Raw genomic sequence first — 25169 nt, 5'->3', positions numbered from 1 at the left:
GCCGGCGGACGCCGCTCAGGCCCGCGTGCAGTGCAGTCCGGGGCCTCCGGCGGACACCGCTCAGCGCCGCGTGTAGTTCGGCGCCTCCGTCGTCATCTGGATGTCGTGCGGGTGGCTCTCCTTGAGGCCCGCCGAGGTGATGCGGACGAAGCGGCCGTTCTCCTTCATCTGGGGAACGGTGCGTCCGCCGATGTAGAACATCGACTGCTTCAGGCCGCCGATCAGCTGGTGGACGACGGCGGAGACGGGGCCGCGGTAGGCGACCTGGCCCTCCACGCCCTCGGGGATGAGCTTGTCGTCCCCGGAGACGCCCTCCTGGAAGTAGCGGTCCTTGGAGTACGACTTGCCACCGCCGCGCGTCTGCATCGCGGCGAGCGAGCCCATGCCCCGGTAGGACTTGAACTGCTTGCCGTTGATGAACAGCAGCTCGCCCGGCGACTCCTCGCAGCCCGCCAGGAGGCTGCCGAGCATCACGGTGTCGGCGCCGGCGACTATGGCCTTGGCGATGTCGCCGCTGTACTGGAGACCGCCGTCACCGATGACCGGGACCCCGGCCTCCTTCGCGGCGAGTGCCGCGTCGTAGATCGCGGTCACCTGGGGTACGCCGATGCCGGCGACCACGCGGGTGGTGCAGATGGAGCCGGGGCCCACGCCGACCTTGACGCCGTCGGCACCGGCGTCGATGAGGGACTTGGCGCCGTCGCGTGTGGCGATGTTGCCGCCGACGACGTCGACGCGCGGGAAGTTCGACTTGATCTTGGCGACCATGTCGCCGACGAGCCGGGAGTGGCCGTGCGCCGTGTCGACGACGACGAAGTCGGCGCCCGCCTCGATCAGCGCCTGCGCCCTGTCGTACGCGTCACCCGCGACACCGACGGCGGCGCCGACGAGGAGCCGGCCCTCGGAGTCCTTGGAGGCGAGCGGATACTGCTCGGCCTTCACGAAGTCCTTGACGGTGATGAGGCCCTTGAGCGTGCCGGCGGGGTCCACCAGCGGAAGCTTCTCGATCTTGTGGCGGCGCAGCAGCTCCATCGCCTCGTCACGCGAGATGCCGACCTTGCCCGTGACCAGCGGCATCGGCGTCATCACATCGCGGACCTGGCGGCTGCGGTCCAGCTCGAAGGCCATGTCGCGGTTGGTGACGATGCCGAGCAGCTTGCCCGCGCCGTCGGTCACCGGGACGCCGCTGATGCGGAACCTGCCGCAGAGTGCGTCGGCCTCCTCCAGCGTCGCGTCGGGCCTGATGGTGATCGGGTCGGCGACCATGCCGGACTCGGAGCGCTTGACCTGATCGACCTGGCGGGCCTGGTCCTCTATCGAGAGATTGCGGTGCAGGACGCCCACACCGCCCTGGCGGGCCATCGCGATGGCCATCCGCGCCTCGGTGACCTTGTCCATGGCGGCGGACAGCAGCGGTACGTTCACCCGGACGTTGCGGGACACGAGAGAACTGGTGTCGATGTCCTCGGGGGTCATGTCCGACTCGCCCGGCAGCAGCAGCACGTCGTCGTATGTCAGGCCAAGAGTGGCGAATTTGGCGGGCACTCCGTCTACATCAGCAACCCTGTCTGTCATGACACCTTTCCCATGCTTGCCCCGACCGGACGTCCATGCTAACGGGCCTGAGAGGGTGCCCGGCCCCGCTCTCCGAGAGGGAGAAGCCGCCCTGTCACTGCTCGGCGAGTGCCCGCAGCCTGCTCAGCGCTCTGTGCTGTGCAACGCGCACGGCGCCGGGTGACATTCCCAGCATTTGCCCGGTCTCCTCGGCCGTCAGCCCCACCGCTACGCGCAGCAGAACGAGTTCCCTCTGGTGTTCCGGGAGATTGGCCAGGAGTTTCTTGGCCCACTCGGCGTCGCTGCTGAGCAGTGCCCGCTCCTCGGGGCCCAGGGAGTCGTCGGGCCGCTCGGGCATCTCGTCCGAGGGCACGGCCGTGCTTCCGGGGCCACGCATCGCGGCCCGTTGAAGATCGGCGACCTTGTGCTGGGCGATGGCGACGACGAACGCCTCGAAGGGCTTGCCCGTGTCCCGGTAGCGCGGCAGCGCGCAGAGGACCGCGATGCAGACCTCCTGTGCGAGGTCGTCGACGAAGTGACGCGCGTCTCCGGGAAGCCGGGTCAGACGCGTACGGCAGTAGCGCACCGCCAGCGGGTGCACACGTGCCAGCAGATCGTGGGTGGCCTGCGCATCGCCCTCGACAGCGCGCTGAACGAGGGCGCTGACCTCGGCGGCCACGTCCCCGTGACCGGAAACGGCAGCGGGTGGTGCCCCTGACTCGCCGTTCTCGTCATCGCGCATCGGTCCATGGTGCACCGACGCCGCACGGTCCGCCGCACCGCGCTCATAGATGTGAGCCGAAGCGTTATGCGCAGGCGCACTGACCCTCATGTCCCGCGCCCTCCCCTCACGCCCGACCGACCCGTCCCCGAGGAACTCCATACTCCCAAGCATGCGGCACGCGCCGAATTACTGCGCCGGGCCCGCCGCCACACCCGTCTACCGATGCGGACGGGCGGGCGTCTGGCGAGGCCGCCGTAGGGCCGTGCGGGCCGGTTGACCGGGGCGGTCCGGCGCTGTCGGTTCCTACGAGCAGTCGGACCTAGCGGACGAGACCCCAGCGGAAGCCGAGCGCCACAGCGTGCGCCCGGTCCGATGCGCCGAGCTTCTTGAACAGCCGCCTGGCATGGGTCTTGACCGTGTCTTCGGAGAGGAAGAGCTCACGGCCGATCTCCGCGTTGGAGCGGCCGTGACTCATGCCCTCCAGCACTTGGATCTCCCGCGCCGTGAGCGTGGGGGCAGCTCCCATCTCGGCCGAGCGGAGGCGCCGTGGGGCGAGCCGCCAGGTCGGGTCGGCGAGTGCCTGGGTGACGGTCGCGCGCAACTCGGCGCGCGACGCGTCCTTGTGCAGATATCCGCGGGCACCGGCGGCTACCGCCAGTGCCACGCCGTCGAGGTCCTCCGCCACCGTCAGCATGATGATGCGGGCGCCGGGGTCGGCGGACAGGAGCCGTCGTACGGTCTCCACTCCCCCAAGTCCCGGCATCCGGACATCCATCAGGATCAGGTCGGATCGGTCGGCGCCCCAGCGGCGGAGGACTTCCTCGCCGTTGGCCGCCGTCGTCACACGCTCAACGCCGGGCACGGTCGCGACCGCGCGGCGTAGCGCCTCTCGGGCAAGCGGGGAGTCGTCGCAAACGAGGACGGATGTCATGACCGCCCTCCGCTGCTGATGCGCATCACCTTGAGCCTCCAGGCTGCTCTTCAGAATCTTCACCTGCGCGGTCGACGGCCTCGGACACCAGTGCCCTGGCTTGTTTCAAGTCAACCGCTTTCGCTCTCTCAACGACGGTCACCCGAAAGAGTTACGGATTTCCGGGGCCGTTCCCAGCACTCTACGTGAGCAGCCGTACACAGATCAGCACCATCCCCGACCCCCGGACAGCCGGAAAGAGATCCCTACCGAAGTGCCCTATTTGCATCCATTCCTTCCGTTTCTCTGGATCACTGGTTAGATTCGCAAAGAGTCATATTTACCGACGAGTGACTCACGGGCACCCCTCACAACCGAGGAGATACGCGATGGCAGACTTCTCCCGTCTTCCCGGACCGAACGCAGACCTTTGGGACTGGCAGCTCGTCGCCGCCTGCCGTGGGGTGGACAGCTCACTGTTCTTCCACCCCGAGGGGGAGCGTGGCGCGGCGCGCAGCGCGCGGGAGGCATCCGCGAAAGAGGTGTGCATGCGCTGCCCCGTGCGCGCTGAATGCGCGGCGCACGCGCTCCAGGTGCGTGAGCCCTACGGCGTGTGGGGCGGGCTGACCGAGGACGAACGCGAAGAGCTGCTCGGGCGTGCCAGGAACCGGATGGTGTCGGTGCACGCGCGCTCCGAGGGCTAGCCGCAGGCTGCCGGCACCGAGAAAAAACGTTCACGCGCGGAGGCGGCCCGCCGCCCGGGCGCCGGTGGTTCAGCGTCGGGCGGCGGCCTCCAGCCGGTCCAGCATCGCGCCGACGGCGGGCACCTGCTCCAGATCCGGCAGCGTGAGCGCCACCACCTCGCGCCGCACCGCAGGGGTGACGCGCACAGCGCGTGCGCCCTTCGTACGGACGGACTCCACCGCCAGCTCGGGCAGTACGGCGACGCCCAGGCCGGCGCTCACGAGGCCGACGACGGCGGGGTAGTCGTCGGTCGCGAAGTCGATGCGCGGCGTGAAGCCCGCCTCCTCGCACACCGCGACCAAGTGCCCCCGGCAGCGCGGGCATCCCGCGATCCAGGGCTCCTCGGCGAGCGTCGCGATGCCGACCTCTTCCGCGTCGGCGAAGGCGTGGCCCTCGGGGACCAGGCCCACCAGGCGGTCGGTCAGCAGCGGCCGTACGACGAGGTCGTCCCACTCGGGCGAGGGCTCGTAGCGGAACGCGAGGGCGATCTCGCAGTCGCCGGCGCGGAGCATGTCGACCGAGCGCGGTGGCTCGGCCTCGACGAGGGAGACGCGGGTGCCCGGGTGGTCGGCGCGCATCGCGGCGACGGCCGTGGGGACCAGGGTGGAGCTGCCGCTCGGGAACGAGACCAGCCGCACCCTGCCTGCCCGGAGCCCGGCGAGCGCCGCGACCTCCTCCTCGGCGGCCGTGAGCCCGGCCAGGATGCCCACCGCATGTCTGACCAGGGCCTGCCCGGCCTCCGTGAGCCGCATCTCGCGGCCGGCCCGGACGAGGAGCGGGGTTCCAGCCGACTGTTCCAGTGCCTTCATCTGCTGGCTGACCGCCGGCTGGGTACAGCCCAGTTCACGGGCCGCCGCCGAGAAGGAACCTGTGGTGGAGACGGCGCGCAGGACGCGGAGATGACGGGCCTCAAGCATGCGTGAAGCCTACCTCCGCATAAGGGAGCCTTGGGGTGGGCGGAAAAAATGCCGTAGCACCTTGGGGTATGCGGGCTAGGCTCGGATCATGCATGTGCTTTCTGTGAATCTCGGCAAACCGCACCGCTCGGAGCACACCGACGCGGCAGGACATCTGACCGGTATCGACAAGCGTCCGGTCGAGCCCGGTGCCGGCGTGGTCGTCGCGGCGCCGGGGCCCCGTGGGACCGGCGGCAGCGGGCTCGCCGGGGACACGATCGGCGATCTGCGCCACCACGGAGGGAACGAGCAGGCGGTCTACGCCTTCGCACGCGAGGAACTCGACCAGTGGGAGGAGGAGTTGGGGCGCGAGCTGAGCAACGGCATGTTCGGCGAGAACCTCACCACCACGGGTTTCGCCGTGGACGACGCGCTGATCGGTGAGCGCTGGCGGGTCGGGGCCAAGGGCACAGGGCCGCTGCTGGAGGTCTGTTCGATGCGGATCCCCTGCCGCACGTTCGCCGGCTGGCTGGAGGAGCGGGGCTGGATCAAGCGGTTCATGGCGCGGGCCAGGTCCGGCGCGTATCTGCGGGTGATCGAGCCGGGTGAGGTGCACGCGGGCGATCCGGTGGAGGTCGTGCACCGGCCGGGGCACGAGGTGACCGTCAGCTTTCTCTTCCGTTCCCTGACCACCGAACCCGCCCTGCTGCCGCGCATCCTGGCCGCCGGGGAAGCGCTCGACCCCCTGGCCCGGGAGACGGCGCTCAAGCGGACCGCCTGAACACCGTGCGAACGGGGCGCGGGTGCCCGCTTTCTGAGGGGCAGTTCGGCCGGCGAACGGTATCGCCCCGCACTGTGGACTCGGCCCCCGCCGGGAGGCGTGCTCCGGATAGCGTTCCCCGTATGACGACTGCACTGATCACGGGAGTCACCGCAGGAATCGGCGCCGCCTTCGCCCGGCGGCTGGCGAGCGGGGGGTACAACCTCGTGCTGGTCGCACGGGACACCGAAAGGCTGCGCCAGAAGGCGACCGAACTGCACGACCGGCACGGTGTCGAGGCGGCCGTCCTCACGGCCGACCTGGCGACGGAAGAGGGCATCACCGCGGTCGAGGACCGGCTGCGCGACCGCGAACACTCCGTTGACCTGCTGGTGAACAACGCGGGCTTCGGCAACAAGGGCCGGTTCCTTGAGGTGCCCGTCTCCGACGAACTCACCATGCTCAAGGTGCACTGCGAAGCCGTCCTGCGGCTCACCTCGGCCGCGGCGGAGAGCATGCGCGAGCGCGGCCGTGGCGGGGTCATCAACCTCGCCTCCGTCGCCGCCTTCTTCCCCCGCGGTACCTACGGCGCGTCCAAGGCGTGGGTCACACAGTTCACGCAGGGTGCCGCGAAGGACATGGCGGGGAGCGGGGTGCGGCTGATGGTGCTGTGCCCCGGGTTCGTACGTACCGAGTTCCACGACAGGGCCGGGATGAACGCGAGCAGCATCCCGGACTGGATGTGGCTCGACGCCGACCGCGTCGTGGAGACGGCGCTGCAGGACCTCGCGCGCGGGAAGACGCTGTGCGTGCCCGACCCGCGCTACAAGGCACTGCTGGGGGCCTCGCGGCTCATCCCGCGCTCCGTGCTGGCCCACGCCTCGTCGACGACGGGGCGCAAGTACGGCCCGAAGTAGGGCCGTTCGTTCACGGAGCGGGGCGCGTACGGGCCGACTCGCCGAGCCCGCCGAGCGAGGCCGGCTCGGGTCGGCCTGCCGGGAGCGGTCGGCTCGCCAGGAGAGGAGGCCGGACGACACAACGCGCCGGGCGCACCCCCGTGAAGCTCTGGGGGTGCGCCCGGCGGCGGAGTGGATGCCTCAGTGGGAGTGGCCGTGGCCGTGGCCACCGGCCTCCGACTCCTCCTCGGCAGGCTTCTCGACGACCAGGGTCTCGGTCGTGAGCAGCAGCGAGGCGATGGAGGCGGCGTTCTCCAGCGCGGAGCGGGTCACCTTGACCGGGTCGATGACGCCGGCCTTGACGAGGTCGCCGTACTCGCTGGTCGAAGCGTTGAAGCCCTGACCGGCCTCAAGCTCGGAGACCTTGGAGGTGATGACGTAGCCCTCAAGGCCCGCGTTCTCGGCGATCCAGCGCAGCGGCTCGACGACGGCGCGGCGGACGACGGCGACACCAGTGGCCTCGTCACCCTCCTTGCCGAGGCTGTCTTCCAGCACCTTGGCCGCGTGGACGAGCGCGGAGCCACCGCCGGAGACGATGCCCTCCTCGACGGCCGCGCGGGTCGCGGAGATCGCGTCCTCCAGGCGGTGCTTCTTCTCCTTCAGCTCCACCTCGGTGGCCGCACCGACACGGATGACGCAGACGCCGCCCGCGAGCTTCGCCAGACGCTCCTGGAGCTTCTCGCGGTCCCAGTCGGAGTCCGTGGTCTCGATCTCGGCCTTGATCTGGGCGACCCGGCCGCGAACGTCCTCGGACTTGCCCGCACCGTCGACGACCGTGGTGTCGTCCTTGGTGATGGTGACGCGGCGGGCCGAACCCAGCACGTCCAGACCGGCCTGGTCGAGCTTGAGGCCGACCTCCTCGGCGATGACCGTGGCACCGGTGAGGGTCGCCATGTCGCCGAGCATCGCCTTGCGGCGGTCGCCGAAGCCGGGCGCCTTGACGGCGACGGCGTTGAAGGTGCCGCGGATCTTGTTGACGACGAGGGTCGAGAGCGCCTCGCCCTCCACGTCCTCGGCGATGATCAGCAGCGGCTTGGAGCCACCGGACTGCATGATCTTCTCCAGCAGCGGCAGCATGTCCTGGATGGAGCTGATCTTGCCCTGGTGGATCAGGATGTACGGGTCGTCGAGGACGGCCTCCATACGCTCCTGGTCGGTGACGAAGTACGGCGAGAGGTAGCCCTTGTCGAAGGCCATGCCCTCGGTGAAGTCCAGCTCCAGGCCGAAGGTCTGGGACTCCTCGACGGTGATGACGCCGTCCTTGCCGACCTTGTCCATCGCCTCGGCGATCAGGTCGCCGACCTGCTTGTCCTGCGCGGACAGCCCGGCGACGGAGGCGATGTCCTCCTTGGAGTCGATCGGACGCGCGGTCGCGATCAGCTCGGCCGAGACGGCGGCGACGGCCGCGTCGATGCCCTTCTTCAGGGCGGCGGGCGAGGCGCCGGCGGCCACGTTGCGCAGGCCCTCGCGGACCAGCGCCTGGGCCAGCACCGTGGCGGTGGTGGTGCCGTCACCAGCGATGTCGTTGGTCTTGGTCGCCACCTCCTTCAGGAGCTGGGCGCCCATGTTCTCGTAGGGGTCCTCGACCTCGACCTCACGCGCGATGGTGACACCGTCGTTGGTGATGGTCGGGGCGCCGAACTTCTTGTCGATGACGACGTTCCGGCCACGGGGGCCGATGGTCACCTTCACGGTGTCGGCGAGGCTGTTGACACCGCGTTCGAGGGCGCGGCGGGCGTCCTCGTCGAACTTCAGGATCTTCGCCATGGGAGCGTTCTGTCCTCTCACACGTCTCGCACGAGCCGCGCCCTGGCCCCTGCTACCTCATAGGGAGCGGGCACCAGGGCGCGGTTCACTGCAGTCTGACTGCTGACTACTTCTCGACGATCGCGAGAACGTCGCGGGCCGAGAGGACGAGGTAGTCCTCGCCGTTGTACTTCACTTCGGTGCCGCCGTACTTGCTGTACAGCACGATGTCGCCGACGGAGACGTCGAGCGGCAGTCGGTTACCGTCCTCGAAGCGGCCCGGGCCCACGGCCAGGACTGTGCCCTCCTGGGGCTTCTCCTTGGCGGTGTCCGGAATGACCAGGCCGGAAGCCGTGGTCTCTTCTGCTTCGAGCGGCTGGACCACGATGCGGTCCTCAAGCGGCTTGATGGCAACCTTGGAACTGGCGGTCGTCACGATCCGACCTCCCCCTTCGGAGATCTCATCACTGGGGCATATGTCTGGGGTGGCAACCTGGTAGATCCGTCGTCGCGGGTGCCGGATCTGCCTGTCGCGCAGTGCTGGCACTCCCACGAGGAGAGTGCCAGGCTCGACATTATGCCTGGCTTAGCACTCGGTCAAGCGGAGTGCTAGCCGCACCGGCTTTCCTGGATGTGTTGGGGTCCCCGCTGCGGGCGGACGCTTGTTCCCTTGCGGGGGTTTGCGGGGCTCCCGCTACGCGGTTGCGGGGTCCCGCTACGGGGTTGCGGGGTTCCCCGCTGTGGAGTTGTGGGTCGGGTCCTTGCCGCGGGTTGTGGGGTCTCCCGCTGCTGGGTTGTCGCTTGTTCCTTGCGGGGAGTTTGCGGTTTTCCGCCGCGGGGGTTGTCGCTCGCGCTCGTCCGCAATCCTCCCCAGCCGCCGGCCGGGAGGTGCCCTCAGGGCGGGCTTGGGGTGGGGTGGGCTTGGGGGCTGGTGGGGGGCGGGGGAGAATCGGGGGGTGGATCTTGAGACGTTTGCGCTGCTCAGGGATGACGAGGGGCAGGCGCTTCTGGAGGAGCTGCGGGACTACGAGCCCTCGCGGGAGATCGCGGTGGCGACGCGGCTGCGGAAGCGGCATCCGGCGGGGCTCGTCTCGGCCGCGCTCGCGCAGGCGCGGTTGCGGCAGCGGGCGGCGGCGAAGTTTCCCGTTGAGGACGCGCGGCGGATGTACTTCACACCGAACGGTGTGGAGCAGGCGACCCGCGCCCCCGTGGCGAGGCACCGGGCGCGGCGGTTCGCGGCGCTGGGCGCACGGGGGGTCGTCGACCTGTGCTGCGGTATCGGCGGTGACGCGCTCGCGTTGGCGCGCGAGGGCCTCAGGGTGCTGGCCGTCGACAGGGACCCGTTGACCTGCGCCGTGGCCCGAGCGAACGTGGCGGCGCTGGGACTCGGGGACCTGGTCGAGGTGCGCTGCGCCGATGTGACGGAGGTCGGTACCGAGGGCTGGGACGCGGTGTTCGCCGACCCGGCACGGCGCGGCGGGCGCGGCAGGATCTTCGATCCCGAGGCGTACTCGCCGCCGCTGAGCTGGGCCGTGGAGGCGGCACGCGCATCGCCGTACGGTGCGCTCAAGGTGGCTCCTGGCATCCCGCACGAGGCCGTGCCGGACGAAGCAGAGGCGGAGTGGGTCTCGGACGGCGGTGACGTGAAGGAAGCCGTGCTGTGGTTCACCGGAAAGGGGGAGCCCCGGCCCGGCGCCGTGCGCGCGACGCTCCTTCCCGCGGGGGACACCCTGCACGGGCAGGGGCTGCCCGACCCCGATGTGGGGGCGGTGGGGCGGTTCCTCTACGAACCGGACGGCGCGGTGATCCGCGCGCACCTGGTGGCCGAGGTCGCGGCGCTGGTGGGCGGGCGGCTCATCGACCCGACGATCGCCTACGTGACGGCGGACGCCGCCCATGTGACGCCGTACGCGACGGGGTACGAGATCACGGACGTACTGCCCTTCAACGTCAAGAAGCTGCGTGCGCTGCTGCGGGAGCGTGGAGTCGGAGTGCTCACGGTCAAGAAGCGGGGGTCGGCCGTTGAGCCCGAGGAGCTGCGCAGGAAGCTGAAGTTGGAGCCCCGGGCCGGGGGTGAGGCGTGCACCGTCTTCCTCACGCGGGTCGCCGGCGCCCCGAGCATGCTGCTGGGGCGCCCGCTGCGTCAGCCGGCCGCCTCCTGAGCCTCCCGGGCGCGCGAGAAGTCACCGCGCGCGACGCGCTCGGTCAGGGTGCCCTCGCCGAGTGAGCCGTATCCGGTGGCGGCCCACAGGCTGCGCTCGGCCGGTATCTCGAAGTACGGGACGGTACGGCCCTCTTGGGCCGCCGTGAGGACCTCGGGGGCGCGGTGACTCGCGACGGCGGCTGCGCACGTCTCGCAGGCGGCCACGTCCAGGGAGTCGCGGCGGCCCAGGGGGCGCCAGCGGATCCGTTCCCTGGCGGGGCCGTGCAGCGGGTGGAAGAAGCACAGGGGCAGCTGGGCGTCCCTCCTGGCCTTTCTGCGGTTCCTGCCGCCCTGGTTGCCCTTCGCACCGCGGGTGGCTCGGGTGGCACGGGTGAGCGCCTGGCGGCTCTCGTGCACGAGCGCGAGGACGCCCGCGAGGTCGGGGACGCCGTCGGCCGCGTCGAGCACGGTGCCCGCTGCCGCGTAGGCGTCGAGGGCGAGTTGGAGCGCGGCCTGATCGTGCGCCGCTGAGGACTCCAGTGCGCTCAGTTCCTCGCCGAGGGTCACCACTTCGTGCTGGGCACGCACGCGCAGGTCGCGTTCGTCGGCCTCACGCGCCGTGGCGAACACGGAGCGCGGCGAGGTGAAGGGCACGCGCACGGAGGTGCGGGAGCGGTGCCGCAGGAAGCGGACGAGCAGCGCGGCGGCGAGCAGCACGGCGAGCCCGGCCACCACCAGCGCGGTGATCAGGAGCGGGGAGAGACCGCCCCCGAGGGTGCCACGGGACGGTGCGTCGCCGAGGTCCTTGGTGGCCTCCTCGTACACCTTGTCCCCGTTGCCCGCCTCCACGATCTCGATGGCGCGCGAGAACCTCGTGTACAGGCTCTTGTCCTTCATGTCGTCCAGGTGACCGACGGCGGCCACGCCCCAGAACGCCTGATGCCGCTTACCGGGGTACTCATAGCCGTTCAGAAAGTCTCCGCCGGACGCGCTGAGCGTCATGTAGACCGCCTCGCGCTTCTTGCTCTCGCCCAGCCGGTCGCGCACCACGTCCGCCATCTTGCCGGGATCGCCGTCCCAGGCGTCCCCGGAGATGTACGGGACGACGACGATCCGGATCGGGATGCCCGACTTCTCGATCTTCGCGGCCAGCTTGCCGCGCTGACCTGGCGGCAGCGCGTCCGCGTACGCCGGGTCGACGTAGACGGGCGACTTGCGCAGGCCGCGCGCGATCTTCTCACCCGGGCTGGCCTTGCCGGGGGCTGTGACGGCCGCCGCGTGCCCGGCCGCCGCGGCCTTGGCCGGTGCCGGTGTGGTGTGCCCGGTTGCGGCTTCGGCGGGGGGTGCCTGGGACAGGGGCAGCAGCAGCAGCGCTGCGAGAAGGGCGAAGGGGGCGAGGAGGGCGCCGAGTCCGGCGCGTGGCTCAGTGGACACCTAGCTGCTCCCGTACACGGCGGACGAGTTGGTCGGAGGTGAGCCCGGCGCGTGCGCCGGTGCCGTCGGTGGCGGCGAGCGGTCCTGGCAGGCGGTCGTAGGGTTCGTACGCGCCCGAACCGCCGCCGGGGACGCGCAGCCGCAGCAACCGGGTCCCGATGACGCCCCGTTGGGCCTTCGCGCGGGTGACCTCGGGTGCCGACAGCGCCGCTGCGCACCCGGCGCAGACGGGGCGCGCGCGGGGGCGGCCGTCCTCTCCGGGGAACTTCAGCTTCCTGTTGCTCACGGCCTGGCCGTGCAGCGGGTTGAGGACGCACAGGCGCATCTCGACGGGGAAGGCCCACGTCCGGTCGCGCAGCGCGGCGCTGCCCGCACGTATCAGCGCGAGGCCGGCTGCGAGCGTGGGCGCGTCGGCGTCCGCGTCGACGCGGCTGTCACCCTCCTGGTCGAGGAGCAGGGTCGCCGCGTCCAGGCACTCCCACGCGCGGCCCCGCACCTGGTCGGAGACCGTCTCGGCGGTGTGCGTGAACTCCTCGTTCAGCTCGTCCAGTTCGCGCCGCGCGGTTCTGCGCAGCCAGCTGCTGGAGGGGCGCTGGGGTACATCGGGGGTGGCGCTCAGCGGGTCGGCGCCCGCCAGCCGCACCACCTCCCGGACGCGGGAGACAGGCGCTCCTACGAGCCCCGTGCGCCGCCCGATACCGAACCCCGCCGCGACCAGGCCGGTACCGGCAGCCGCGCCGAAGGCGCCCAGAACGGCGCCGCCGATCATCTGTCCGGAGTACAGCGGCGGCAGCGCGTCCTCCTCGACGGGGTCCTCCACGGACAGCGGCGGAAGGAACGGCTCGCCGGGCCGGGAGGCGCGTGCGTCCTCGACGTGGTCCAGTACCTCGTCGAGCCGCTCGTAGAGCCCGGAGTCGCCGCCCTCTCCCGCACCTTCACCCTCCCCGCCCTCCCCGCTGCCGCCGGTGTCCCCGCCGGCGGAGCCGAGGCGCAGCTTGTCGGTGGAGCGGTAGAGGTCGCTGCTGTCGGCCTTGCCCCCGTAGTTGACGATCTCCATGCCCTCGGAGGGCCGCGTACCCGCGACGACGTACACGCCGTCCTTGCCGAGCCGCTTGTGCAGCCGCTGTGCCAGCCGGTCGCCGTGTCCCGACGACTCGTCCTCGGGCGCCAGGGGAACGACGGCGGTGTAGACCGGTACGGCGAGCCGTTCGGCGCGTGCGGTCAGTGCGGCGCGCTGCCGGGGCGTCAGCGCGCCGGATGTCAGCGGGTCGGTGTAGAGGGGGCTTTCGCGCAGCCCGTCGGCCACACGTTCCGTTCTGGCGTTCATATCGGCTGCCGTGGGCAGCGGGTCGCCGTCGGAGCGGGTGTCGTCGTGTACGAACAGGGCGCCGACGCCGATGAGGACGGCCGCTCCCGCCGCGACGGAGCCGACGAGCGCGGGCCCAGGACCCATGCCACCGCGCCTGCGCCCCACGTACAGCCCCGTGCCCAGGAGGAGCAGCGGCACGCAGGTGAGCAGGAACCCCGTGGCGGTGCTCTGGTCCTCGCGTTCGCTGGGGTCGGTGTAGAGGTCGTCGGGTTCGGATCCGTCGATGCCGGAGTCGAGCGCCTCGCGGGCCCGTTCGGCCACGTCGTCGGAGCGCAGGGCCTCGACGAAGTGGGTGAGGGTGAGCAATGTGCCCGCGTCGTAGGGAAGTTCGAACTGGGTGGCCGTCGCCGCGTCCTCAGCGGGCACGTCCACTCCGAAGGTGGAGACGAAGGGCGCGGCCCCTGTGCCGTCCAGCAGTATGTAGAGCCCCTTCTTGCCGAGCCTGTCGTGCACGGCGGCCAGGAGTTCCTCGCCGTCCGCGACGTCGACCGCCTCCCGGGGGACGATGAGGACGTACGTGGGCACACCCGTGCGCCTTGCCTGCTCGGCGAACCTGGGTGCCGAGGAGAGGGGGTTCGTGCGGGGGAACTGGTCGGAGAGGTAGACGGGGTTCTCGCGGAGCCTCTCGGCGAGGTAGGCGGCCGGGGTGTCCGTCCTGCCGTCCTCCGCCTTGCCCGCCGCCTTGCCCTGCGCCTTGCCGTCGGTCCTGCCCTCGGACCCGCCGTCGGCCCTGCCCTCGGCGCTCTTCGCTGACGTGACGCTGCCGCGCGCGTCCCGTACCCCGCCGCCCGCGTCTCCTGCGGTCGCGGGCGGTGCCGACGCGAGTACGGATGCGAGCGCTGCCAGTGCCGTGAGCAGCAGGACGGCCGAGGTCCGAACGGTCAGGGCCCGAGCGGCCAGAAACCGTTCGACGGCAGTCCGCGGGGTGGCGGCCCCTGCGACGTGGGCCCGTACGGCTGCCGGTGGCGCCGCCTGGGGCCGCCGTGTGTGCTGCCGTATGTGCCGCCGCGGGGTGACGAAGACCTGCGCGGGCCGTCTCCCGGGACCCGTTCGCGGTGCGGATCTCTGGCTGCGCATCACGGCCCCCCGGCTGTCCCCGATCGTGCGTACCTGCACACCCCATCCTGCCGGGTGACACAGGGTGAGTGCAGCCAGGCTCCGCGCAGCCGTGCGCGCTACGGGGCCACAGCGCTGCGGGGCCCCGTGTCGCAGCGCTGTCGCTCTACGGAGCTACCGCGCGCAGAACTCGGCGTCCGCGACCTCGTGGGGGCTGCTCCCCCCGGCGACGTTGTAGTGGAACGCCATCGTGCGCGGAGGGTTCCCGTGCCGTCCGGCCGCGTTCTTCATGCCACGGGTCGTGCCCACGAAGGAGGCGGAGCCGTGGATGCCGCCTCCGTGGCCCCATGCCTCGACACCGCAGGAGAACCGGTAGACGAAAACGCCCAGTCCGTAGGCCACCCGCGGCGTTCTCGTGTCACCGGTCGGCACGGTGCGCAGCATCTTCGCCAACTGCCGCTGGGGCAGCAGCTTTCCTCCGAGCAGCGCGTCGTAGAAGCGGTTGAGGTCGCGCGCCGTGGAGATCATGTCGCCCGCGCCGCGCGCCCATGAGGGGTTGAGTCCGGTGACGTCGAGGGGCGCGGCGTCCGGCGTGAAGCGGACGTAGCCCCGGCTGTGCGGTGCGGGCAGCCCCGGCTTCGTACCGGGGAGCGAAGTGCCGTGCAGCTTGAGCGGCTTGAGGACGCGGCGCTCGATCTCCCGCGCGTACGACCGGCCTGCGGCCTTGTCGACGATCAGTGAGGCGAGAACGTAGTTGGTGTTGCTGTACTTCCAGCTCGTACCGGGTGCGAACTCGGGCGGGTGCTTCATGGCGACACCGACGACGGCCTCAGGTGCCCAGCTCTCGTAGCGGTGTTCCAGGAACGCGTCGGTGCCGTAGACCGCGTCGAAGTCCGGGTCGTACGGGTAGTCGTAGAGGCCGCTCGTGTGCTGGAGGAGCTGGCGCACCGTGATCCTGCTGCCGTCGTTGCCGTTCCCGACGACGAGTCCGGGCAGCCACTTCTCCACGGTGTCGTCCAGGCTCAGCTTCCCCTCGTTCTCCAACTGGAGCACGACCGTGGCCAGGAACGTCTTGGAGACGCTGCCGATACGGAAGTGATCGTGCGGGTTCCTGGGCGTGCCCTTCGCCAGGTCGGCGACCCCCGCCGTCCCCTTCCACGCGTGGGCACCGTCAGCGGGGTTCGCGCGGGCCCCGTGCGCCACGTTCGCCTCGATACGCCCGCTCGCTCCGATACGCCCGCTCGCTCCGATACGCCCGCTCAGCTCGGTGCCTGCGCCGGCCTCGGTGCCCCTGCTCGCCTCGATGCGGCCGATCGCGCCCGGCACGCCGCGCTTCACGGCCGCCTCCATGGCTGCCTGTGCGGCGGGGTGCGCGGACGGGGGCGTCGCGGGGTGACCGGCCGGATGGATCAGCGGGTGGGTCAATGGGTGGGGCAACGGGGGCGTCGCGTGGGGACCGCGCTCCCCGTGTGCTCCCGCGCGCGGGCTCGCCTGCCCCGGTACAGCGCCCGCCACCAGTGCCCCTACGACGATCGCCGCGGCCACCCACGCCTGGCTCCCCCGTACCCGAGTACCCCTCAAGCTCATCGCCCCGCCCCTCCCGCTCGCCCACCGCCGGTCCCGGCGCGAGGAGTAAATCAGCACCCTCGCCCGGAAACCAGGCCGTATGTCCGCAGAACTCCGCGCGCAGCGGCCACAGTTGGGGCGTACGGCACCTGGGGCGCCAGCGGGCGCCTCGCCGCCTCACACGCGTTCGAACCGCCACCTGTGCACCGGCCTGGCGATCAAGTCCCCGGCCGGGTCCGGGAGTTCGGGCACATCGGCGTCGTAGCCGCCCGCCCACCAGGTGATGACGAGGACGCGTTCGCCGGGCGCCGTGAAGTGCTCGCGGCGTTCAGGATCGGCGGCGAGGGTCTGGGCGCGCGCCCAGTCGAGGAGTTCGGGGGCACGGCCGGGCGCCGCCTTGGCCTCCCACATGAGGGCTACGGTCGGCATCAGGCGTAGAGGTTCTTCCTGCTCAGCTCGTGCACATGGTCATGGTCAGGCGCGTGGGCATGGTCGTGGTCGTGCTCATGTGCGTGGTCGCCGGACCCATGGGAGTGGGGGCCGTGTGCCTCGCCCGGAACGTGTGGTTCCGTCACCGGGAGCGAGGAGTCCGCCGGCAGGTCCCAGTCCGAGGGTGCGCGGTTGCGCGCGACCATCTCCGTACCGAGTGCGGCCACCATGGCGCCGTTGTCCGTGCACAGCTTCGGGCGCGGCACCCGCAGGGTGATACCGGCAGCCGCGCACCGTTCCTCCGCCATGGCGCGCAGCCGCGAGTTCGCCGCGACGCCGCCACCGATCATGAGGTGGTCGACGCCCTCGTCCTTGCAGGCGCGGATCGCCTTGCGGGTGAGCACGTCGGTCACCGCCTCCTGGAAGGAGGCGGACACATCGGCGACGGGCACCTCCTCGCCGGCCTTCCGCCTGGCCTCGATCCAGCGGGCCACCGCGGTCTTGAGCCCCGAGAAGGAGAAGTCGTACGGCGCGTCACGCGGACCCGTCAGCCCGCGGGGGAACGCGATGGCCGCGGGGTCGCCCTCCTTCGCGTACCTGTCGATGACCGGGCCGCCGGGGAAGCCGAGGTGCAGCACGCGCGCGACCTTGTCGAACGCCTCGCCCGCCGCGTCGTCGATCGTCGAGCCCAGCGGCCGTACGTCGGAGGTGATGTCGGGCGCGAGCAGCAGCGAGGAGTGCCCCCCGGAGACGAGCAGCGCCATGGTCGGCTCCGGAAGCGCGCCGTGTTCGAGCTGGTCGACGCAGATGTGCGAGGCCAGGTGGTTGACCCCGTAGAGCGGCTTGCCCAGCGCGTACGCGTACGCCTTGGCAGCCGAGACGCCCACGAGCAGCGCGCCGGCGAGCCCCGGACCCGCCGTGACAGCGACGCCGTCCAGGTCCGACGCGGCGATCCCGGCTTCCTTCAGGGCGCGCTGGATCGTCGGCACCATCGCTTCCAGGTGCGCCCGGCTGGCGATCTCCGGCACGACGCCGCCGAAGCGCGCGTGTGTGTCCACGCTGGAGGCGATCGCGTCGGCCAGCAGGGTGTGGCCCCGGACGATGCCGACGCCGGTCTCGTCGCAGGAGGTCTCGATGCCGAGAACGAGAGGTTCGTCAGCCATGGCGTTCTGTTCCTTGAGGGGTGCTAGGGGTATTCGGGGTGCCGGGGGTACTCGGGGTCGGAGTGCGAGTCGGGGCGCGGGTCGAGGTACGGGCCGGGCCAACGGCACCGCCGGGACCGGAGCCGCCGTCCGGACCGGGGGTGCCGTTCGGGTCAGAGGCGCCGTCCGGATCGGGGGTACCGTCCGGGCCGGGGGCGCCGTCCGGATCGGGGTCCGGCGTTTCGATGACGGTCGAGGGGTCGGCGAGCCGCATCACCAGGGCGTCGACGTTGCCCGGCTGGTAGTAGCCGCGTCTGATGCCGACGGGCGCGAAGCCGAAGCGCTCGTAGAGCCGCTGGGCCGGCGCGTTGTCCACGCGCACCTCCAGCAGGATCTCCTCGCACTCGAAGTCGGTCCCCGCGCGGATCAGCGCGCGCAGCAGCCGCGCGCCGAGTCCGGTGCCGCGGACGGCGGGCACGATGCCGATGGTCTGTATGTCACCCATACCGGCTACGGCCGCGAGCCCGCCGTAGCCGACCAGCTCACCCTCAGGTCCTTCGACGACGAGGTAGCGGCGGGTGGCGTACGGGCCGCGCGCGTGGGCCAGCTCCGACCAGAACATCCCCTCCGACCAGGCGTCCTCGGGGAACAGCTCCTCCTCAAGCGCGAGCACGGGCTCGATGTCCCACCAGCGCATCTCACGCATCGTGACGCCATTGGCCGGGCTCATGCCCGCGCTCCCCGCCCCGCTCACCTGGGCGTGACCACCTTGTAGTTGGCCGGGACCTTCGCGTCGGGCCGCCGCAGGTACAGCGGGCGCGGTGCCAGCAGTTCCTCGCCGCGCGCCAGCCGCTCGGCGGCGAGCCTGGCCAGGGCGGCGGCCGACTGGTGCGCGGGCAGGTCCTCGCGCACGCCGCTGAACACGTCCGCGTACAGCACGGCGCCGGCGCCGACGGAGGGCAGCGCGGTCACGTCCCCTGTGCGCTCGGCGAGGTCGGCAGGACGGTCGACGGCCGGCTCACCGAGGCGGGTGCGCGCATCGGCGTACCGCGCCCAGTAGACCTCCTTGCGGCGCGCGTCCGTCGCCACCACGAAGGGCGTCTCCAGTCCCGAGGCATACGCGATGCCGTCCAGCGTGCACACCCCGTGCACGGGCAGCGAGAGGGCGGCCCCGAACGCCTCGGCCGTCGCGAGCCCGACCCGCAACCCCGTGTACGGGCCGGGGCCGACGCCGACGACCAGGTCCGTGACATCGGCCAGTTTCCGCCCGGCCTCGTGCAGCACCCGGTCGACGGCCGGGAGCAGCAGTTCGCCGTGGCGGCGGGCGTCGATCTGGTCGGAGGCGGCGAGCGTACGGTCGCCGTCGGCGTCGTGCAGGGCGACGGTGACGGCGGGCGTTGCGGTATCCAGGGCGAGCATCAGCACCCGTCCAGCGTACGGCGCCCGCGCACCTGCCTTCCCGCGATCGCCCTGACACCTGCCCCTCAGCCGTTGCCGGGGCACCCGATTTTCCGCCGTGACCAGGACACCCGCTCTCCCGCTGCCGACCGAACGCCCGCTCTCCCACCGTCACTCTGCGTCGCGCTCGGCTACCCGCCTTCGGGAGCCGTACCGGAACTCCGGACCCCGGCCCGCGCTCAGTGGTCGCCCGCCGCGGCCTTCTCCCCGCCCTTGTCCTTGTCCGCTCCCTTGTCAGCTCCCTTGCCGAACGGCACATTGACGCCGGTGAGGTCAGCGCGGATGCCGTCCTTGGCCACCGAGATGCCGCGCAGCCGTACATCGCCGGGCATCTCGGGCAGCTTGAGGTTCAGCGCCAGCTTGTCGGCGAGCTTGGGCTCCTCGATCTTCTTGAGGCCCTCGACCAGCCCGGGGTCGATACCGATCTTCTTCAGGAGCCAGGGATTGTCGATGAGCACGTCGAGCATGTTGACCTGCATCACCTTGTCCAGGAACTTCGGCGCCCCCGTCACCCGGTGCAGCTCGCGCTCGCTCTGCCGTACGCGCTGGGCCCGCTCCTCGGACAGGCCGAAGCGCTGCGCGATGGCGCGTACGCCGAAGAGCGCCTTGGCCTTGGCCGCGTCGCGCTGGATGCGCTCGGCGAGGGGGCGGGCCAGCCGCAGCCCGGCGTCCTTGCCCGTGCCGGGGGTGTAGCTGAAGAGGCCGGGCACATCCAGCCGCATGTCGTCGACAGTGGTGCCGACGCCGTGGTCGCCGGTGCGCTGGACATGGGCGCGTGCCCGTACCTTGACCTCGTTGCCCGCCACGGGCAGCTTGCCGTCGGCCAGCACGGTGTTCTTGCCGCCTGCCGTGAACTTCACCTGCGAGGTGCCCAGTTCGCGGTCGAGGTCGTCGAAGGCGAGCAGTACGTCGCCCTTCATCCGGCCGAGCACGGCGCCCTGGATGGAGGACGGCGCGTTGCCGACGATCTTCACATCGTTGACGGTGCCGTTGACCTGCGCGACCGAGACACGGCCTGCGGGGACGTCGGGGATCGTCAGTTCGACGTGGTCGAGGCGCTCGTCGGCGAGCTGGGTCAGGAACGGGAAGCCCTCGATGTGCACTTCGGGCGCCGCGTGCAGCTTCAGCGCGTCCTGGACCTTCTCGGCCGCCTTGCCCTCCGCGTAGAGCGCCGCCCAGCGGTCACCGATCGCGAGGAAGGCGAGGAGCGCGCACAGCGCGATGCCGAGCTTGACGGTCGTGGTGAACCGCGAGCGGCGCCGCCTGCGTACGGCACGCAGATACGGCATCCGGTCCTCGTACGCCGGTTCGTCGTAGTCCGAGCGCAGGCTGAACCCGAGGGGACCTTCCTCATAGGGATGGTCGTACGGGTTGTCATCGGGCCCCGGCTCGGACGAGAGCGCGTCGTACGGGTTCGGCTTGGGCTCGCCGGTGGGGGCCGGGGTGCCGGGCGGAGCGAGCGAGGCCAGCTCGTCGTAGGGGTTCCGCGACTCCGGTATGGGGGTTGTAGAGCTTGTCGATGAACCGTGGGGGGTCATCGCCATATGCCAACACAGGGGCCGCCGTTACTCCAAGTCCTCGCTGAGGCCACCGCCTGACCGGTGCCCGACCCGGCCCTGGCCGGTGCCCCACCCCTGCCTGGCCGGTGCCGGTCCGTCCGGAAGGGTGCTTACCGTACTGCTACCGTCAACGGCAGCGCAGGTACGGCACGAAGGGTGGCGGCACACGGTGGCACGCAGCAGCGGCGGCAGCGCGGGAGTGGTCGTGGCCGGGCTGACGGCCGTGGCACTCGCGGTGATCGCCTTCTTCGCGTTCCAGGCTTCGGCGGCGCAGGACAAGGCGGGCAAGCCCTCCGCTTCCCAGCCCTCCTCCCCCTCACCCGGCGCCTCAGGCACGAAGAAGAAGCCCTCCAAGGACGAGAAGGCGCTGCCCGCCAAGTCGGGCAAGGGCATCCGCGTCGTCTACGCGCTGGAGCGGCGTCGCGTGTGGCTGGTCGACAAGAGCGAGAAGGTCACCAGAACGTTCAAGGTCGTACCGAGCACCGTCAGCCCGCCCCCCGGCGCCTACAAGGTCACCTCGCGCTCTTCGCACGTCACGGGCTCGGACGGGGTGCCCATCGAGAACGTCGTACGGTTCGCGAACGTCCAGGGCGTCACCATCGGCTTCAGCGCCGCCGTCGACGGCTCGATGCCGAAGCCCGACGGCTCACGCAAGACGGGCGGCATCCGCGAGAAGCGCGAGGACGGCGAGGCGCTGTGGCTTCTCGCGACGAACGGCACCAAGGTCGTCGTCGTCCGCTGAGCGGGCGCCGCCTGTTCGTCGCCGGCCCCGGAACCGCGTGCCCCTGATCGTGCATCGCGGACCGCGGTTCACATCGTGGCCGGTCGCGCCGTTCCCCGCGCCCCTTGGGGGCGCGGCTGGCTACGCCGCGCGACTGCTCGGGCGCTGCGCGGGGACGGTCGGCTCCTCGGTGCGGGACGCGGTGTCCGCCGGGGGGTTCGAGACCGCCGCCGCGGCGGCGCAGGATGCGAGCAGTTCACTCATGGGCGTCTTCGGTGCGGGCTTGGGCTTGGGCTTGCCCGCGACAGCCTGCTCAGGACGCTCCTGGGACTCGTGTGCCGTCATGGCTCCCTCCCGGGGGCTGGTGGCGCCGTGGTCAGGCATACTTAGGTATACCTAACCCTGCTCTCACTCCCCATGGGACCACGCGGTACACCGACCGCGCAACATCTTGCCGACACCATGTCGGGACGTGAGACGCACGTTACGCACGCAGCGCCGTCAGGTCCTCTCCGACCCAGCGCTCACCGACGCCGGTCACGGTCACCGTCCGTACGTCGTCCTCGTACGCGGCGTCGCCCTCGCCCGCATTCGCGCCGTCGCCCCCGTACGCGGCGTCGCCTGTGTACCCGGCGCCCGGTTCGCCCAGTGAGCGGGAGATGACCACGTGCAGGCGGTCCTCGGTCAGTTCCTCGACCTTGCCCTCGCCCCACTCCACGACCACGACCGAGTCGGGCAGCGAGACATCCAGGTCGAGGTCCTCCATCTCCTCCAGCCCGCCGCCCAGCCGGTACGCGTCGACGTGGACCAGCGGGGGGCCTTCGGCCAGCGGCGGGTGTACGCGCGCGATGACGAACGTGGGCGAGGTCACCGCGCCCCGTACGTCCAGGCCCTCGCCCAGTCCGCGCGTCAACGTCGTCTTGCCCGCGCCGAGTTCACCCGTCAGCATGACGAGGTCGCCGGGCCTCAGCAGTTTCGCGAGCCGTCCTCCCAGCTCGCGCATGCGCTCAGCGCTGGGAACCGTGACGGTGACGCCGGTGCTCGGGGCCTGCGGGGGCTGGACCATGTGCTGGTGGTGCGGTGCTTCCATGCGTCCGGATGGTACGCGTCAGCAACTCGGCGAGATGGCCGTTGACCTCCCGGGGCCGCTCCAGCATCGCCAGGTGCCCGGTCGCCTCCAGGATCACGCACTCGGCCTCGGGGAGCGCGGCGGCTATGCGTTCGCTGTGCTCGTACGGCGTGAGCAGATCGCGGTCCCCTGCGAGCACCAGCGCGGGGCGCTCATCGAAGGCGGGCAGCGCCCCGGTCTTCTCGTGCTCGGCGAACGCCGGGTAGAACTCGGCGACCACATCGACGGGCACCGACTCGATCAGCCGCTCGGCGAACCGTGCGACCCCTGGATCGACGTCCCGCGCGCTGCCGAACGAGTACCGCTTGACCAGCCCGGCGAACAGGTCGGCGCCCGCACGCCGCCCCCGTTCGACCAGTTCCGTCTGCGAGACCAGCGCCCGCAGCACGCCCGGCACCACGCGCCGTACCGCGCGTATCCCGGCCGCGGGCAGCCCGTAGGTGACGTCGGCGAGCCCGCCCGCGCTCGTGCCGAGGAAGGCCACGCCCGCGACCCGTTCGGCGATGTACTCCGGGTACTGGTCGGCCAGCGCCATCACCGTCATACCGCCCATCGAATGCCCCACCAGCACCACGGGGCCCTCCGGCACCGCCGCGTCGAGCACGGCCTTCAGGTCGCGGCCGAGCAGGTCGATGGAGACCCGCTCCCCGACGGGCGCGCGGTCGGAGCGGCCGTGGCTGCGCTGGTCCCAGTAGACGGTCCGCACGGCGCCGCGCAGGGCGGCGCGCTGGAAGTGCCACACGTCCTGGTTCAGGCAGTACCCGTGCGAGAAGACCACGGTGAGCGGCGCCGCTTCTCCCGCTGCCCCCGCTTCTCCCGCTACCCCCATTCCCCCGGGCTCCCCCGCTTCTCCCGCACGTTCCCGCGCGCCACGCAACAGCCGCAGCAGCAGGCCCCGTTGAGCCCCGCCCATGGAGCCGTCCGTGTGCTCCTGGGGTTCCGCGTGCTCCTGGCCGGCGGCGTCCGAGTGCCCGGCTTCCGCGCCGTTCGGGTGCCTGGCGCCGTCCAGCCGTACGGAGTCGACCTCGGGACCGCCCACCCCGTCGCCCGAGGCCGCGGCCTCGCCGGGTCCTCCGGTGAAGTCGGCCGGCTCCTCCACCTCGTAGTACAGCTCCGTGCCGTCCTCGGCCACCGCGCTGCCCCGGGTGCCCCGCAGCGAGCCGTACGGGCCGGCCGCGTCCAGCGCGGCACGCGCCCTGCGGCGCACCGCGCGGTGCACGGTGAGGCGTTCGAACGCGACGCCCGCTGCGACGACCCCTATGGCGACGCCCGCGATCCCGGCCTTACGGGGCCAATCGGCCGCTCCGCCAGGGGTATTCAGCGTCTCCCGCGCCTCTCTGGCCGCCTCCCTCGCCACATCGGCCGCACCGACGGCCGCGACGGCTCTCGCGGCATCACGCACCTTGTCGCTCTCGCTCATGCTCAAGCCCCCGTACTGTCGGTGCCGTTGCGCGGTTCTGTTGCGCGGTGTCATCGCGCGTGCCGTTGCGCCGTGCCGTTGCTCGGTGCCTTCGCGTGGTGCCCACGCGCTCACGAACCCCATCCGTCACAGGGGCCCGGTTTCCCTCACTCGTTCAGGTATACCCGGGGTACCCGGCCGCTGATCCGCGTGACGATCTCGTATCCGATCGTGCCCGTCACCCGAGCCCAGTCCTCGGCGGTCGGCTCGCCTCTGTCGCCGGGCCCGAACAGCACCGCCTCGTCGCCGGCCGCCGCCAGATCACCGTTCAGGTCGACGACGAACTGGTCCATCGCCACCCGCCCCGCGACCGTGCGGCGCTTGCCCGCGACCAGTACGGGCCCCACGCCGGAGGCGTGGCGCGGGACGCCGTCGCCGTAGCCGAGCGGCACCAGCGCCAGCGTTGTCTCTTCCGCGGTGTGGTAAGCGTGTCCGTAGCTCACTCCGTGGCCGGTCGGCACCTGCTTGACCAGGCCCAATGAGGCGCTGAGCGTCATCGCGGGGCGCAGCCCCAGCCCCGCCGACGTGCCCACGTCGGGGGACGGCGAGAGGCCGTAGACGGCGACGCCCGTGCGGACGAGGTCGAAGTGCGACGCGGGCAGGGTGAGCGTGGCGGGCGAGTTCGCGTGGTGCCGCACCTCCGGGTCGAGGCCCGCGCGTCCGGCCTGGTCCAGCGCCTCGCCGAACGCGTCCAGTTGCGCCGCGATGGAGGGGTGCCCCGGCTCGTCGGCGCACGCGAAGTGCGACCAGACGCCGGTCACGCGCAGCGCGCCCTCGGCCTCCGCCGCGCGCGCAGCAGCCACGAGGTCCGGCCAGTCGGCGGGCTGGCAGCCGCTGCGGCCGAGCCCGGTGTCGGCCTTGAGATGCACGCGCGCCGTACGGCCCGTCGCGCGCGCGGCGGCGACGATCTCGTCCAGGGCCCAACGGGCGCTCGCCGACACGTCGATGTCCTGCTCGATCGCCTGCCGCCAGGGCCCGCCCGGCGTCCACAGCCAGCTCATGATCCGGCCCCGGTCCCCCGCGGCACGCAGCGCGAACGCCTCTTCCGGCGTCGCCGTACCCAGCCAACCCGCACCGGCCTGACGCGCAGCGCGGGCGCAGGGCACGGCGCCGTGGCCGTAACCGTCCGACTTCACCACGGCCATCAGCTCCGCGCGGGGCGCGTACTCGCGCAGCGTACGAACGTTGTCACGTACCGCATCGAGGTCGATCTCGGCGCGTGCGCGGTGCGTCGCCAGGGCGGCGGAGGGCGGGGCCGGGGAAACCTCCCGGCCGGAGGCTGGCGGCTGCTGAACCTGCTGGACGTTCACCGTTTCAGTGTCGCAGGTGCGCGCTCACGCCTCCGTCGGCTCCACCCCGGGGCGGCACGGCGCCGGTCCCCCGCCACTGCACTGCCCCACCCCTGCCCCTGCCC

Annotated in this window: 22 protein-coding genes and 1 pseudogene; 5 read left to right on the top strand and 18 right to left on the bottom strand. The window is 71.6% G+C overall.

The genetic code is table 11. The annotated features are described in order from the left end of the window. Positions 1-60: 60 nt before the first annotated feature. The 3 genes from guaB to NMN56_RS29125 form a co-directional block, all read right to left on the bottom strand. Entirely contained in the window at positions 61-1575 is a 1515-nt protein-coding gene (guaB, locus tag NMN56_RS29135) for an IMP dehydrogenase (RefSeq protein WP_274040274.1), read from the bottom strand. A 94-nt stretch (positions 1576-1669) separates the two neighbouring features. Then, entirely contained in the window at positions 1670-2296 is a 627-nt protein-coding gene (locus tag NMN56_RS29130; protein ID WP_274040275.1) for a sigma-70 family RNA polymerase sigma factor, read from the bottom strand. 301 nt (positions 2297-2597) lie between these two features. Then, the gene (locus NMN56_RS29125; RefSeq protein WP_003948568.1) at positions 2598-3209 is read right to left on the bottom strand and encodes a response regulator transcription factor; all 612 of its coding nucleotides are present in this window, start codon (positions 3207-3209) and stop codon (positions 2598-2600) included. 368 nt (positions 3210-3577) lie between these two features. Here NMN56_RS29125 and NMN56_RS29120 point away from each other — a divergent pair, with 368 nt between their 5' ends. Next, positions 3578-3892, top strand: a complete 315-nt coding sequence (locus tag NMN56_RS29120; protein WP_274040276.1) for a WhiB family transcriptional regulator — start codon at positions 3578-3580, stop codon at positions 3890-3892. Positions 3893-3961: 69 nt separating this feature from the next. Here the strand turns inward: NMN56_RS29120 and NMN56_RS29115 are convergent, their stop codons facing one another. Then, a complete protein-coding gene (locus NMN56_RS29115; RefSeq protein WP_274040277.1) occupies positions 3962-4849 on the bottom strand; it encodes a LysR family transcriptional regulator in 888 nt (295 codons plus the stop codon). An 88-nt stretch (positions 4850-4937) separates the two neighbouring features. Between NMN56_RS29115 and NMN56_RS29110 the strand changes: the two genes are divergently transcribed. Both NMN56_RS29110 and NMN56_RS29105 read left to right on the top strand, forming a co-directional pair. Further along, on the top strand, positions 4938-5609 hold the full coding sequence (locus NMN56_RS29110) for an MOSC domain-containing protein (RefSeq protein ID WP_274040278.1): 672 nt from the start codon (positions 4938-4940) through the stop codon (positions 5607-5609). Between the two features lie 122 nt (positions 5610-5731). Next, on the top strand, positions 5732-6505 hold the full coding sequence (locus NMN56_RS29105; protein WP_274040279.1) for an SDR family NAD(P)-dependent oxidoreductase: 774 nt from the start codon (positions 5732-5734) through the stop codon (positions 6503-6505). Positions 6506-6685: 180 nt separating this feature from the next. Here the strand turns inward: NMN56_RS29105 and groL are convergent, their stop codons facing one another. Next, on the bottom strand, positions 6686-8311 hold the full coding sequence (gene groL, locus NMN56_RS29100) for a chaperonin GroEL (RefSeq protein WP_274040280.1): 1626 nt from the start codon (positions 8309-8311) through the stop codon (positions 6686-6688). Between the two features lie 106 nt (positions 8312-8417). After that, positions 8418-8726: a co-chaperone GroES gene (gene groES, locus NMN56_RS29095; protein WP_274040281.1), complete on the bottom strand. Its 309-nt coding sequence runs from the start codon at positions 8724-8726 to the stop codon at positions 8418-8420. Between the two features lie 520 nt (positions 8727-9246). Here groES and NMN56_RS29090 point away from each other — a divergent pair. Beyond that, positions 9247-10452 carry a class I SAM-dependent methyltransferase gene (locus tag NMN56_RS29090; protein WP_274040282.1) on the top strand — a complete coding sequence of 402 codons (1206 nt, stop codon included), beginning with the start codon at positions 9247-9249 and terminating at the stop codon, positions 10450-10452. On the opposite strand, the gene NMN56_RS29085 is transcribed toward NMN56_RS29090, so the two are convergent. From NMN56_RS29085 to NMN56_RS29050, 8 genes and pseudogenes are all read right to left on the bottom strand, one after another. Then, positions 10434-11867 (bottom strand): hypothetical protein, encoded by a 1434-nt coding sequence (locus tag NMN56_RS29085; protein ID WP_274040283.1) that lies wholly within the window; start codon positions 11865-11867, stop codon positions 10434-10436. The genes NMN56_RS29090 and NMN56_RS29085 overlap by 19 nt on opposite strands. Next, entirely contained in the window at positions 11857-14313 is a 2457-nt protein-coding gene (locus tag NMN56_RS29080) for a hypothetical protein (RefSeq protein WP_274040284.1), read from the bottom strand. Before NMN56_RS29080 ends, NMN56_RS29085 begins: the two co-directional genes overlap by 11 nt. A gap of 153 nt (positions 14314-14466) precedes the next feature. Continuing rightward, on the bottom strand, positions 14467-15837 hold the full coding sequence (locus NMN56_RS29075; RefSeq protein WP_280842637.1) for a serine hydrolase domain-containing protein: 1371 nt from the start codon (positions 15835-15837) through the stop codon (positions 14467-14469). 198 nt (positions 15838-16035) lie between these two features. Next, positions 16036-16287, bottom strand: a complete 252-nt coding sequence (locus NMN56_RS29070; RefSeq protein WP_274040286.1) for a hypothetical protein — start codon at positions 16285-16287, stop codon at positions 16036-16038. Next, positions 16287-17450 (bottom strand): tRNA (adenosine(37)-N6)-threonylcarbamoyltransferase complex transferase subunit TsaD, encoded by a 1164-nt coding sequence (tsaD, locus tag NMN56_RS29065; protein ID WP_274040287.1) that lies wholly within the window; start codon positions 17448-17450, stop codon positions 16287-16289. Before tsaD ends, NMN56_RS29070 begins: the two co-directional genes overlap by 1 nt. 199 nt (positions 17451-17649) lie before the next feature. Next, positions 17650-18159: pseudogene (rimI, locus tag NMN56_RS29060) on the bottom strand (ribosomal protein S18-alanine N-acetyltransferase); the annotation flags it as partial. A gap of 20 nt (positions 18160-18179) precedes the next feature. Continuing rightward, positions 18180-18854 carry a tRNA (adenosine(37)-N6)-threonylcarbamoyltransferase complex dimerization subunit type 1 TsaB gene (tsaB, locus tag NMN56_RS29055; protein WP_274040288.1) on the bottom strand — a complete coding sequence of 225 codons (675 nt, stop codon included), beginning with the start codon at positions 18852-18854 and terminating at the stop codon, positions 18180-18182. A 212-nt stretch (positions 18855-19066) separates the two neighbouring features. Then, on the bottom strand, positions 19067-20425 hold the full coding sequence (locus tag NMN56_RS29050) for an LmeA family phospholipid-binding protein (protein WP_274040289.1): 1359 nt from the start codon (positions 20423-20425) through the stop codon (positions 19067-19069). A 190-nt stretch (positions 20426-20615) separates the two neighbouring features. On the opposite strand from NMN56_RS29050, the gene NMN56_RS29045 reads away from it, so the two are divergent. Further along, entirely contained in the window at positions 20616-21188 is a 573-nt protein-coding gene (locus tag NMN56_RS29045) for a hypothetical protein (RefSeq protein WP_274040290.1), read from the top strand. A gap of 120 nt (positions 21189-21308) precedes the next feature. Here NMN56_RS29045 and NMN56_RS29040 read toward each other — a convergent pair whose 3' ends face one another. The 4 genes from NMN56_RS29040 to alr all read right to left on the bottom strand — a co-directional run bounded on the left by NMN56_RS29040 (position 21309) and on the right by alr (position 24993). After that, complete coding sequence (locus NMN56_RS29040) at positions 21309-21512, bottom strand: hypothetical protein (RefSeq protein ID WP_274040291.1); 204 nt, start codon at positions 21510-21512, stop codon at positions 21309-21311. 139 nt (positions 21513-21651) lie between these two features. Next, on the bottom strand, positions 21652-22257 hold the full coding sequence (gene tsaE, locus NMN56_RS29035; protein WP_430542734.1) for a tRNA (adenosine(37)-N6)-threonylcarbamoyltransferase complex ATPase subunit type 1 TsaE: 606 nt from the start codon (positions 22255-22257) through the stop codon (positions 21652-21654). Further along, a complete protein-coding gene (locus NMN56_RS29030) occupies positions 22175-23716 on the bottom strand; it encodes an alpha/beta fold hydrolase (protein ID WP_274040292.1) in 1542 nt (513 codons plus the stop codon). The genes tsaE and NMN56_RS29030 overlap by 83 nt, the downstream gene beginning before the upstream one ends. A 146-nt stretch (positions 23717-23862) precedes the next feature. Next, positions 23863-24993, bottom strand: a complete 1131-nt coding sequence (gene alr / locus NMN56_RS29025) for an alanine racemase (RefSeq protein WP_274040545.1) — start codon at positions 24991-24993, stop codon at positions 23863-23865. Positions 24994-25169 lie beyond the last annotated feature (176 nt).

The organism is Streptomyces iconiensis (assembly GCF_028657195.3).
Lineage (GTDB): Bacteria > Actinomycetota > Actinomycetes > Streptomycetales > Streptomycetaceae > Streptomyces > Streptomyces iconiensis.
The sequence above is the reverse complement of the archived record's forward strand: the minus strand, read 5'-3'. Positions and strand labels throughout refer to the sequence as shown.